Source organism: Macellibacteroides fermentans, assembly GCF_013409575.1.
Lineage (GTDB): Bacteria > Bacteroidota > Bacteroidia > Bacteroidales > Tannerellaceae > Macellibacteroides > Macellibacteroides fermentans.
Genome location: NZ_JACCCY010000004.1, coordinates 358,054 through 369,900, shown reverse-complemented (window position 1 = coordinate 369,900; position 11,847 = coordinate 358,054). Strand labels below are relative to the sequence as shown.

Genomic DNA, 11,847 nt, shown 5'->3' with positions numbered 1-11,847 from the left:
TATACATCAGATCCTGAAATGCGGAATTCCCCTCCTTCTCGCGGATAGGTTCGCCATTGGGAAAATCGTCGCTCCAGTCGGCAAAGAACCAATGGGGCACATAAGCCAGACTGGCGTCCGGTTTCAGGTATTGTTCGTACCAGGATAAAATACCCCGATAGGCAGGCAACAGCGTTTTAAGATAGGCCTCGTCGCCGCGATACATCCAGTAATCGTGACCCATACATATCCACCACAAGGAAAAGGACGAAATAAACTGGTGCAGGTACGAAGGGTACCGGCTCATGGTGATGCCATCGGCTACGATGGACTGACGGCCCTGCTCCAGGGCATTCTTCACCATAAACGTATCACGCGTATTGAACATGGTAACCATTGCCTGGATACGTGTATCGCCAAAATATTGCAACTGCTCGTAATAGGGACAATCCATATAGGTCTCGTTAGCACACAGGCGGGCCGTACGCCAACCGATGGAAAGCATCTCGTTCAGTTCGGGAAGTGCAGGTGCCGCGAAGGTAATATCTTGTTTGAACGGATAGCCCGTAAAAGTGCCGTACAGGTCGTCCACCACCAGAGGCTCATCGGCGGTGGTGATGGTAAGCTGCACATAGCGCCAGGTACGCCACCACAAGGAGGAGAAAGAACGGCCGTCGCCACCGTCGGGCAAGAGCCTGTCTTCGTAACCGATCATCTTTTTACCTTCGATACTGTCTCTGTGCCCTTTTACCGGGAGACTATAGGATTTGGTAGTCTTATCCACCTTATCTTCGTACATGGCCTCAGCATAGGTAATCCGTATCTCTGCCCCTTTTCCTTTGCTGAACAGCAGGGTGAGGTAGCCGGTAGTGAGCTGTTTCTGATCCAGCAGCAGCACCGCTTCGGTATGTGCCGGTATATGTAAAGCAACCTTTTTCTGTGGAAAATCCTTGGGACAAGTGATGCCCTGCACCCTGCGTACGGCCTGGAAACGCTCCGTTTTCATCTCCATAGGCGGAATCGGACGCGGTACCAGCAGTCGGCCGGGATAATCCCTCGCCCCTTTGGCAGCTCCTTCCATTCCCGCACGTGCCTTCTTCCATCCGGCATCGTCGTATTGGGGTTGTTCCCATCCCCACGGATAAAGGGCGGCATCCAGCTGTTCGCAGGCACCAACGGCATAGTAGCCATGTACCGGCTTCCACCACGGTGCATAGGCCTTGTTGGTGGTACACAGCCAGCTTGCATCGGTATTCACCACCTCTTCGGTGGCAGAGTTGCCCTGTATCAGGAAACCGGTCTGATTAAAGCTTACCTGGGCCAGCGGCTTCTGCTCGGCAAAGTTCCACACCACGGCAGCCAGCACGTTGGTTCCTTTCTGAAGCCAGGGCGACAGGTCCACTGTCTCGTACGACCAGTTATATACATCTCCCCGGGCCGGACCCAGCGAAACCATCGTTCCGTTCAGGAACAGCTTATACCGGTTGTCGGCTGTTACATGCACCAGAAAACGTTCCGGCAGGGTATCCAGTGAAAAGGATTTACGGAAATGGTATACTCCATAGGTATTCGCCGCCTCGTCGGGTACGGAAATCCAGCGGGCCTTCCATCGGCCCTGCAGCAAAGAGGGGTTTATATCGTTTTGGCTGACTCCCATGAGCCGTGTCTGCGCAAACATAGGCAGACTTAAAAGCAGGATAAACAGGCAGAGAAGATGTGTTTTCATAATAATTGAGATATCAGATTTAAAAAAACGGAGTCCAAAGATAGGCTTTTTGAAAAAAAGGGAAGCAATTATTGCTTGATTATAATCAATCTTAACTCAATTTAAGGTTATCCGCAACAAATTCATATCCGTTTAAATTTATACCTTTGCAACCTAAATTTATCGATTCATATGAAAACAGGAATCCTATCCTCCATCCTTTTTCTGCTCTGTGCCATGGTGCTTTTCAGCTGTCAGGAAAAAACGCAGTATTTCGAAACTGCCGGTAGTCTGCATACCCCTTACCACATCAAATACAGCTATACCAAGGCATTGGACAAAGAGATACAAGAGGCATTGAAGGGGTATTATCACTCCATCAATCCCTTCGACTCCACCTCCATCATATCGCAGGTAAACCGGAATGAAGCGGTGGAAGTGGATTCTCTCTTTGGTGTTGTTTTCAACAAGGCGATGGAAATCTCGCAAAAGACCGATGGAATGTTCGATGTAACCTGTGCCCCGTTGATCAATCTCTGGGGATTCGGGTTCAGCAAAAAAGACAGTGTCACACCCCAGGCGATAGATAGCATCCGTTCTTTTGTAGGATATACCAAGGTGCACCTGCAGGGCAACCGGGTGGCGAAGGACGACCCACGTATTCTGCTTAATTTTTCGGCCTTGGGCGACGGACTAAGCTGCGACGTGATTGCCAACCTGCTGGAAAGCAAGGGTATCGAAAACTATATGGTCGAAATTGGCGGCGAAGTGATGGCCAAAGGGGTGAATCCCAAAGGCGAATGCTGGCGTATCGGGATAAACAAACCCACCGACGATCCGGCCGGACTGAACCAGGAGCTGGAGGAGATTGCACACTTGTGCGGTAAAGTGGGATTGGCCACCTCCGGAAATTACCGTAACTTTTATGAAAAAGGCGGTAAGAAGTATGGTCACACCATCAATCCGATTACGGGATATCCTGCCGAACAAGACATCCTGAGTGCCACCATCATCGCACCCGACTGTACTACAGCCGATGGCTATGCCACCTCGTTTATGGCACTGGGATCCGAAAAGGCACGCGAACTTAAAAAGAGGGTTCCGGAAATTGAATACTTTATTATTTACACCGATTCTGTAGGCAACTACAAAACCGAACATTCCGAAGGCTTCACCCAATACCTGGCGAATAAAGGGCGCTAAAGAATAAAAGAGAGTCTATAAAATCAGGATATGGTCTCGTATCAAATTAACAAAAGTACCTGCTCAAATCCGGATTAATCAAGACTCAAATCAGTAAAAGTCACAATCCCCCCTATTGGAAAATCTTCCCTTAAGTGAAAATAAAACTTCTCTTAAGGGTAATTTTTTTTATCCTTAAGGAAAGTTTTACGTTCCCTTAAGGATAAAAAAACATACTGAAATCGTTGACACCGAAGCGTTATTCCTTTATCAAATAACCAGTCTCTGAAAGGGTAACAATAAAATTATAAGAAAAATAAAAGAGTCAATACAGCGTTTTTAAAGCCGACAGCATCTAATAGAAAGAACCATAAATTTGTTAGCTTATGATAAAGCAAGTTTTCCTTATTAACCTGATTCTTTGGTGTTCAATGACTTCTGTCACATCGCAGGTAAGCACCACCGGAGATAAAGCCCTGATGGAAAAAGGGTATATCCACATGAAAGACGGCTCTGTTGTAAAAGGTAAGTACATCTACTCATCCGATCTGGAAAAGATCCGGATCATGCAGGGCAAAGAGTCGAAAATTATCGACGCTTCCGAAGTTGAAAAGATCACCCTTAACAAACCGGAAGCAGCAACCAGACAAGCCAGGGAGAAAGGGGATGCCGAATTCTTCGATATCCGCCCCGGGGAATGGTTCAACCTTTCCGAAGGGGGAGTGATGATTGGCAATCCCGACAACGAGCACAAGGCTCCTTTTCTGTTTCATTCTTCCATGAATTATTCGTTCCGCAACAACCTTTCGGCAGGGGCCGGTATCGGTGTTGAATTCTACAATGAAACCTATCTGCCTGTATTTGCCAACCTGCTATACAAATTCAACAACCGCAAGGTGTCGCCTTTTGTATCGCTTCAGGCCGGTTACCTCATCGCTCTGGAGAACAAGACCCGCATCAGCGGCGGTTATTATCCTTACGACTACCTGAGTTCCTACTGGCCGCAACCCATCACCAGAGACAACCTCGATGCTCAGGGTGGTTTTCTTATCAACCCATCCGCCGGGCTGTTTTTTAAAACCAGTCATGGATATGGCATTACGCTGTCGGCCGGATACCGCTTCCACCAACTTCGCTTCAGCGACAAGAGCGATTATAAATTACGGGCCGATTACAACCGGTTATCCATCAAATTAGGTATTCTATTCCATTAAAAAATCAGCTATATGAAACGAATCTACACACACTTGTTCTGCCTGCTTTCTCTGTTGGGAATGCTTTCGTGCACAGACAAGTACACCGAGATATTTACCGCCAACGCACCGGTATACATGAGTTACGACGATCTGCGGAGTGCCGTAAAGACATCATCCGCCCAGCCGATGAAGCATCCGGGCAAGATCTATTTCAAGGATAATTACATCCTTATAATAGAGCAGATGAAGGGTATTCATTTGATTGATGTATCCACTCCTTCCTCCCCCAAAAACATCGGTTTTATAGAGATACCGGGCTGTACGGACATGGCCATACGTAACCAGCTGCTTTTTGCCGACAGCTATGTAGACCTGGTGGCACTGGATGTATCCAACTTAAGCAACGTAAAAGAGAGTTACCGGCTAAAGGACGTATTACCCTACCGGGTTCCCGCTACCGACAACGAATTTCCGGTAACCAGAATAGATCAGAAAAAAGGGGTGATTCTGGAGTGGGAGGTCATCACCGAGAAAAGGGAGCTGGAACCTAGCTATTATCCGAATTATCCGATGTACGACAACCTGGCAAACTCAAGTTCGTCGGATAAACTTTCGGCCGGAGGGATCAGCGGGAGCGGTTTTGGAAAGAGCGGATCCATGGCCCGGTTCGGGTTATACGACAAATACCTTTACATAGCCGACACCTATATCCTGAATATATTCGATGTAAGCGGTACGCTGGTAAATGTGGGCAAATCGAGTCTGAACGGCAATATCGAGACTATGTTTGTGTACGACAAGCATCTCTTTTTCGGGACTCCCAACGGAATGCTGATCTACTCGCTGCAGGTTCCCAACACGCCTGCACTGGTTAGTACCTTCTGGCATGCCACCAGCTGCGACCCGGTGGTGGTGCAGGATGGATATGCTTACATCACGCTGAGAGGCGGACAGGTTTGTCACGCCGACTTCAACCGGCTGGATGTGGTTAAGCTGTCGGCCGACTATAAGACAAACACCCTCGCAGCCTCGTACAACCTTACCAACCCCTACGGACTGGCAATCGACAATAATACGTTGTTCGTATGCGACGGCAAAGCGGGACTGAAGGTATACGATGCAACCGACAAGCAGGCTATCACATCGCATCAACTGGCGGCATTTCCGGATATTAAAACCTACGACGTGATTCCGGTAAACGGATATCTCTTCATGGTGGGCGACGATGGATTTTATCTATATGACTATGCCGATCTGCAACATATCAAGCAGATAGGACATATTCCCGTGGTAAAAGAGTAACCGCACGGCGTATGCCGGGGTTTAAATTTGACTAAACAATGTTTGAAAATATCTAAACTTTACTTTTTAAACAAATAACAAACTTCTTCTGGACATAAACAGACATCCTTTTTATACTAAACCCGGATATTTGCTGTGAACTATGAAATTCACTCAAGATTTAGGTTAGTATGAATATACAAAAGATTGTATTAGGTATCTGTTTGTGCTTTGTAACACCCGGCTACGCACAGCTGGGTGTTATTGCACAATCCAAACGCATCCAGGTAGTGCCACAGCCTGTGGCACAGGTAGATCGTCCGGGAACTTTTATGCTTACCCCCGCCACCCCCTGGCAGGTGGAAAATGATGAACAGGCTGAAGTGGTGAAGCGCTTCGGGCAACAACTGCAAGAAGAAGGTTCCGGATGGAAGTTGGAGGTAATCCGATTAGAGAGTGCCGGAAAGCTTCCTGCATCGAAAACAACGATGGCATTACCGGCAGCTGCTTCTGCGGCTTTGGTCTCCGGCACACGCCCGGTAGCAATACAACCTTCCAGCCCACAGGTAATAAGTCTGACTCACTGCGATTCACCCGCCCACAGCCTGCAGGTAATCAGTCTGACTCACTGCGATTCTCTGGCCGACGAGGGATACCGGCTCCGCATCACCCCCGATTCTCTTCATATACAGGCCTCCGGAAAGGCAGGCTTCTATTATGCGCTGCAGACCATCCGTCAGCTGCTGCCCCCCGACCTTCGGAAGGATACGAACAGCCAGACGCAGGAATGGGAGCTTCCCTGTGTGGAAATTACCGATCAGCCCCGTTTCGGGTACAGGGGACTCATGCTGGATGTTTCCCGTTATTTTATTCCCAAAGCAACCCTCCTGCGAACCATCGATTGCATGGCGCTGCTCAAACTAAATAAATTGCACCTGCATCTGGTGGATGATAATGGCTGGCGACTCGAAATCAAACGTTATCCGCGTTTAACCCAGGTAGGAGCCTGGCGGGTGAAAAGGGATGAACCTTTTCCGGCCAGAAAAAACCCGCTTCCCGGCGAACAAACAACCCAGGGGGGATTCTACACCCAACAGGAGATGAAAGAGATTATTGATTACGCCGAAAGCCGGCAGATCGAAATTATTCCGGAAATAGAAATGCCCGCCCATACCAACTCCTCCCTTGCCGCTTACCCCGAACTGGCCTGTCCGGTGGTGAAATCCTTCATCGGAGTGATTCCGGGTCTGGGTGGTAAAAATGCAGAGATTATTTATTGTGCAGGCAACGACAGCGTATTCTCCTTTATCGAAAATGTGCTGGACGAGGTGATGGCGCTGTTTCCATCGCGCTACGTACACCTGGGGGGCGACGAAGCTGCGAAGACCCACTGGAAAAACTGTCCGCTTTGTCAGCATCGCATCCAGAAAGAGAATCTGGCCAACGAAGAGGAATTACAAGGATACTTCATGGAACGGGTAAGCCGTTACGTACGCAGCAAAGGAAAAACCGTGATGGGATGGGACGAGCTCACCAACAGCAAGCTTCCCGAAGGAGCAGTAATTTATGGCTGGAGAGGCGATGGCGAAACTGCACTGAAAGCTGCCGAACTGGGACATCCGTTTATACTCACCCCCGCCCGCACCCTCTACCTGATACGTTACCAGGGTCCCCAATGGTTCGAGCCTCTCACCTATTTTGGGAACAATACCCTGAAGGATGTGTACCAATATGAGCCGGTAAAAGATAAATGGAAACCGGGTTACAGTCAACTGCTGCAAGGGATCCAGGGTTCGTTGTGGACGGAATTCTGCAGTACTCCCCAGGATGTGGAATACCTGATTTACCCACGGTTGGCCGCCCTGGCCGAGGTAGCCTGGAGCGAAAAAGGGAAAAAGAACTGGACCGGCTTCCTGAGCCGACTGGACCGTTTTAACCTTCATCTTTCGCATAAAGGAATCGATTATGCCCGCTCCATGTACAACATCGACCATAAGGTATTGCCCCGCAACGGTGAACTGGAGGTTTCCTTAAGCTGTATCAGACCGGACCTGGAGATTCGTTATACTACCAACGGAGACGCACCCGATGGCCGGTCGGCCCTCTACTCAACGCCTCTCACCATCGCCGGCAATTGCAACATGAAGGCGGCTACCTTCAACGGATCCGAACAAAAAGGCGAGGTCCTTACCCTGCCGGTACATTTCAATATAGCAACAGCCAAACCGGTGACCGGAGAAAACATCAACACCCGTCTGCTTACCAACGGGCTGAGGGGAAGCGACCGCCATACCGACGGTGAATGGTGCGGTTGGTACGCGCAAGACGGATCCTTCGTGGCAGACCTGGGAGAGCGACAAAAAATCACCCGTGTAAGTCTGGGGTCCCTCAACAACTTCGGCATGGGGGTACATCCGCCCCGGTATGTAAAACTCTATCTGTCGGACAACGGTCAGAGCTACCACCAGGTGGCCACCATCCAACGCACACAGGCGCAAAACTTTGCAGAGGGTACTCAAGCCGTAGATATCCATCTGGATGTACACCCTCAGAAAGGGCGCTTCCTGAAAGTTGAGTTCGGCAACCCCGGTAAATGTCCGGCAAACCATGTAAGAGCACAGCAAGACACCTGGGTATACTTCGACGAATTGATTGTAGAATAGTTTTACCGAAAAAAACTATCTTTACATCCTGAAAGAAGACCAGTTAATCAACTTACAGGATAAACCATGAATCGGATACAAAAGAAACTAGTATTACCGGCAGCGGCATTGCTGTCAATTTTTACGGCAGAAGCTCAGAAACAGCCCAATATAATTGTCATCCTCATGGATGACATGGGCTACGGAGATATCGGAACCCAGGGAGCTATTGGATACGAAACACCCAACCTCGACAAGATGGGCAACGAGGGCATGCGTTTCACCCGTTTTTACTCCGTACAGGCGGTAAGCGGAGCCTCGCGTGCGGGACTGCTTACCGGTTGTTATCCCAACCGTATCGGGTTTTCAGGAGCACCCGGTCCGGATGCGGTTACGGGGATCAATGAAAACGAAAGCACGATGGCTGAGGTGCTCAAACAAAAAGGATATGCCTGCGCCGCCTACGGCAAGTGGCACCTTGGTCACCATACCAAATTCCTCCCCACACACAACGGGTTCGACGAGTATTACGGCATTCCCTACTCCAACGACATGTGGCCCCATCATCCAACCGGAACCTATCCGGATTTACCTTTATACGAGGGAGACAAGGTGATTGCATACAACCCGGATCAAAGTCAGTTTACAACCAACTTCACCGAACGGGCCATCCAGTTTATTGACAAAAACAAAAAACGTCCTTTCTTTATCTATCTGGCCCACCCCATGCCCCACGTTCCGCTGTTTGTTTCGGATAAGTTTAAGGGAAAAAGCAAACAGGGACTGTATGGCGATGTGATAATGGAAATTGACTGGAGTGTGGGGCAAATACTGCAGAAACTACGCAAAGAGGGTCTGGATGAAAATACGTTGGTGGTGGTAACCTCCGACAATGGTCCCTGGATTAATTACGGCAACCATGCCGGAAGCACAGGCGGTCTGAGGGAAGGCAAGGGCACCAGCTTCGAGGGCGGTCAGCGTGTACCCTGCCTGATGCAATGGAAAGGAACCATTCCTGCAGGATCTGTATGCAACAAACTGACCGTAAACATCGACCTGCTGCCTACCTTTGCCCATATCAGCGGTGCAGCGATGCCGTCTCATAAAACGGACGGTGTAAATCTGTTCTCATTATTGAAAGGAGATACTAAATCTACTCCACGAACCAGCTTTCTATATTATTACAGAAGAAACAGCCTGGAAGCTGTAAGTGATGGCGAGTTTAAGCTCATCTTCCCTCACCCCACACGTACTTACGAAGGTTTTGCCCCCGGAAACGATGGCATGCCGGGCCGGGTGGACGAAAATAAGATGTTGGAAGAGAAGATATTGATCGATTTACGCAGAGATCCCGGCGAGCGTTACAACGTTCTTTCGCAATATCCCGAAGCTGCCGGCAGACTGGAACAAATGGCCAACGAAGCCAGGGAAGACCTGGGCGACGATTTACAAAAGAAAGAGGGAAAAAACAGAAGGGCCATCGGAACCCTTTAATCCGTACAATCCACACAGACAGGCCTCCGAAAGGAGGTGCTGTCCCTTTTAGTTTAATGTAATGGGATTTTGTTAAAGAGAATCAATAAAATAGATTGCAAAACCATTAAATTTCTATTATTTTTCAATAAAAAATAGAGTTCCGATGCTATTTTTTAATAAAAAGATGTTGAAAATACAAAAATATATCACATCTTTGTAGTCAGTATATCTGTTACGAACAAACCATTTGTTGTCATTCCCGTGGGGGTGACGAACCTTTGGTATGTTGCACAAGAAGCCCTTAAGCCAAAAGAACCCTTTAAAATTTTAGAAATGAAAACGAACATTCAAGCTAAGTTAAGCAAACTAGCCCAGATTAAGTATCTAAGCCGTTGGATTATATTTACTGCAGATCTTACTACCTCCACTGCGGTAACATTATTCACCATCTTTTTTATGCGTTATGCCATCAATCTGAATGTAGATTTGGCCATGTTCTTGCGGATGGGGACCTTTTCCATTTTTGCAAGCATTCTGTCATTTGCCGTTTTTCAACCCTACAAAGGAGTGGTACGCCATTCCACCCTGCAGGAATTGTGGCGAATCGGACTAGCTGCAGTGGCGAAATCGACCCTGTTACTGCTATTAGTCTACATGCTTGGATCGCCCAAACCCATGAAATTCTGGATGATGTGCTTCTTTATCGATACGCTGACTACCAGTGCATTACTTGTGGGACTGCGTGTAACGCTGATCAACATCTACAATTTTATATTAAACAATACGGGCAAGACCCAGCGCAGCCTGCTTATCTACGGAACCACTCCCCAAAGCATCACCGCAGCAGCCCTGATGCCCCACGCCTACCTGAGCGAATATAAAGTAGGAGGCTATCTGGTGGTTGGTCCCAAGGGAAAAGAGCTTAGCATCGGAGGGTTGCCGGTTTACTACGTAGAAGACAAGCTGGCACTTACCACCCTGATGAACCGGAATGCCCTGGAAGGGATTCTGTTTGTAGGGGTAAACGATGCCAAACAAGAGCAAGACCGGTTGATACGTTATTGCGAGAAACTGAATTTACGGACTCTTATCCTCCCCCCGATGGAAGAATTGATGGATGGAAAGGTACGCCGTACGGTTCGTCCGGTACGCATCGAAGACCTGCTGGGACGCGACGAGATTAAGATTAACATGAGCGAGATAGGCAACAGCCTTGCCGGAAAGACTGTGATGGTAACCGGTGCCGCCGGATCCATCGGCAGCGAGATATGCCGGCAGCTTGCTAAATTCCATATCAAGCACCTGGTATTGTTCGACAGTGCCGAAACACCCATGCATAACCTGCGTCTCGAGCTTGAAGAGAAGTTCCCAACCCTGCCTTTCACCCCGGTGATTGGTGATGTGCGCAGCGAAACCCGTGTAGATTCCATTTTCGGCTGCTATCAGCCCAACGTGGTGTTTCATGCCGCTGCCTATAAACACGTGCCTCTCATGGAGAGTAATCCCTGCGAAGCCATCCGCGTAAACGTTCGGGGTACCCGCAACGTTGCCGATATGGCCGTAAAATACAATGTGGAACGCTTCGTGATGGTGTCTACCGACAAGGCCGTGAATCCCACCAATGTAATGGGTTGCAGCAAACGTCTGGCAGAAATATACGTTCAGAGTCTGGCAACCGCCCTTAAGAACGGAAGCAAGCAGGGATCCACTAAATTTATAACCACCCGTTTCGGAAACGTACTGGGCAGCAACGGATCGGTGATACCCCGTTTCCGCGAGCAGATTGCCAACGGAGGACCGGTTACGGTGACGCATCCGGACATCATCCGCTACTTTATGACCATCCCCGAAGCCTGCCGTTTGGTACTGGAGGCCGGAACCATGGGTAAAGGTGGCGAAATCTTCATATTCGAGATGGGCGAACCAGTAAAGATTGCAAACCTGGCACGACGTATGATCGAATTGGCCGGATTCGAACCAGATAAAGACATCCGCATCGAATATACCGGTCTGCGTCCGGGCGAAAAACTCTACGAAGAGCTACTCAGCGACGAAGAGAATACCTTGCCTACCCCGCACGAAAAGATCCGTGTAGCCAAAGTAAGGGAATACGACTACAGAGAAGTAGAGCCCCGCATCGATTTCCTTACCGAAAACGCACGCTCCGGAAAGGTGCTGGACACGGTACGCATCATGAAACAGATTGTGCCCGAATTTATCAGTCAGAATTCCGTTTACGAAAAATTCGACATCAAGGAAAACTCCGAGGAAAAAAAGAATGTAAAGAAGCTGATTATCTGATTCTGAGATAAAATAAGATCCACATACAGGAAAGGTTGCCCAAATGAGGCAACCTTTCCTGTTTATTCCTGTCATATTTTAAATC

The 11,847-nt window shown here is 48.7% G+C and carries 7 protein-coding genes; 6 read left to right on the top strand and 1 reads right to left on the bottom strand.

Going from position 1 to position 11,847, the window contains the following annotated elements:
* On the bottom strand, nucleotides 1-1,705 hold a 1,705-nt coding region (locus tag F5613_RS14445), incomplete at its 3' end, for an alpha-L-rhamnosidase-related protein (protein WP_179400273.1).
* Nucleotides 1,706-1,876: 171 nt separating this feature from the next.
* Between F5613_RS14445 and F5613_RS14440 the strand changes: the two genes are divergently transcribed.
* The 6 genes from F5613_RS14440 to F5613_RS14415 all read left to right on the top strand — a co-directional run bounded on the left by F5613_RS14440 (nucleotide 1,877) and on the right by F5613_RS14415 (nucleotide 11,762).
* Complete coding sequence (locus F5613_RS14440) at nucleotides 1,877-2,887, top strand: FAD:protein FMN transferase (RefSeq protein WP_179400272.1); 1,011 nt, start codon at nucleotides 1,877-1,879, stop codon at nucleotides 2,885-2,887.
* A gap of 365 nt (nucleotides 2,888-3,252) precedes the next feature.
* Complete coding sequence (locus tag F5613_RS14435) at nucleotides 3,253-4,080, top strand: hypothetical protein (RefSeq protein ID WP_179400271.1); 828 nt, start codon at nucleotides 3,253-3,255, stop codon at nucleotides 4,078-4,080.
* Between the two features lie 12 nt (nucleotides 4,081-4,092).
* A complete protein-coding gene (locus F5613_RS14430; RefSeq protein WP_179400270.1) occupies nucleotides 4,093-5,364 on the top strand; it encodes an LVIVD repeat-containing protein in 1,272 nt (423 codons plus the stop codon).
* A gap of 170 nt (nucleotides 5,365-5,534) precedes the next feature.
* Entirely contained in the window at nucleotides 5,535-8,006 is a 2,472-nt protein-coding gene (locus tag F5613_RS14425; RefSeq protein WP_179400269.1) for a glycoside hydrolase family 20 protein, read from the top strand.
* Nucleotides 8,007-8,081: 75 nt separating this feature from the next.
* Nucleotides 8,082-9,479, top strand: a complete 1,398-nt coding sequence (locus tag F5613_RS14420) for a sulfatase family protein (RefSeq protein WP_394353477.1) — start codon at nucleotides 8,082-8,084, stop codon at nucleotides 9,477-9,479.
* Between the two features lie 315 nt (nucleotides 9,480-9,794).
* On the top strand, nucleotides 9,795-11,762 hold the full coding sequence (locus F5613_RS14415; RefSeq protein WP_179400267.1) for a polysaccharide biosynthesis protein: 1,968 nt from the start codon (nucleotides 9,795-9,797) through the stop codon (nucleotides 11,760-11,762).
* Nucleotides 11,763-11,847: the final 85 nt, after the last annotated feature.